Origin of the sequence: Cupriavidus sp. WS (genome assembly GCF_000395345.1) — a bacterium.
Classification (GTDB): Bacteria; Pseudomonadota; Gammaproteobacteria; order Burkholderiales; family Burkholderiaceae; genus Cupriavidus; species Cupriavidus basilensis_B.
Map to the genome: position 1 here is coordinate 1 of NZ_AQPL01000735.1, position 816 is coordinate 816.

At 63.2% G+C, this 816-nt stretch carries 1 protein-coding gene and 1 pseudogene; both read right to left on the minus strand.

Translation table 11 applies throughout. The features are described 5' to 3' along the window. Nucleotides 1–235 precede the first annotated feature (235 nt). The gene (locus K206_RS0136935; RefSeq protein ID WP_020207202.1) at nucleotides 236–514 is read right to left on the minus strand and encodes a hypothetical protein; all 279 of its coding nucleotides are present in this window, start codon (nucleotides 512–514) and stop codon (nucleotides 236–238) included. 99 nt (nucleotides 515–613) lie between these two features. Further along, nucleotides 614–816, minus strand: a pseudogene (locus K206_RS40650) (ABC transporter substrate-binding protein); the annotation flags it as partial.

Below are 816 nucleotides of genomic sequence, written 5' to 3' on the forward strand. Positions count from 1 at the left end.
CTTGTGGGTGGCGTGGATGGACGTGGTGCGTCCGTGGAAAAAAGCGACCAGCGTGGTTTCCCGCACTTGCAGCCTCGAAGGTCTCGGCTGCCTGGGCATGTGTCGGCAACGCCGACGAACATGGGGCAAGGATGGCCCTGGCCTGGGTCGTCCGCTCGCAGGAAACGGCACCTCGCCACGCCCGCTTTCCTGCGCTGCGGGCAAGAAAAAAGCCCCTCGAAAGGGGCTGGGTGGGTCAGGCTTCGTACACGAAATAATGTTCGCGTTGACGCGGGAAGAACACGTGCTTCCACGTGTCGCCGCTTGTGTTGCCACCGTCGAACACGACCATTTCGTAGTCGTCAATGTCGGTGTCCACCAGATCGGCGCTGGCGATATGACGCATGTGCAGCGTGCCGCTCGTGCGCTCGAATACCAGGATCTGGCCGATGGCGTCGTCCTGGCTCATGGCGTTGACGCAGGCCCCAAGCTGGTGCTCGAAGTCGGGTGCGGGCGAGATGAGGTTGGGGAACATGAGGTTGCTCCAGTGAAAATGGACCAGCCCGGCTCCTGGCGGGGAGACGGGCTGGCATGGGGGAACGAAAAAGAGGAAGGCTGGCGCGTCGCGCGTCTGCTAAAACTCGGCCAGCGGTAGGCCCAGCAGCGCCGGGGCGTCGGCGTCGAGGATGAGAATGCGCACATCGGCCTGGCCAGCCAGTTCAAGGATGTTCGCCAGGTCATCCGGCATGCCCTTGTTCCGGTGCTCCTGCCGAAGCTGCTCCGCACTGATGCCCTCGGCATACTCCAGGTTCTTGTCCGTCCAGGGCGTGGAGATCA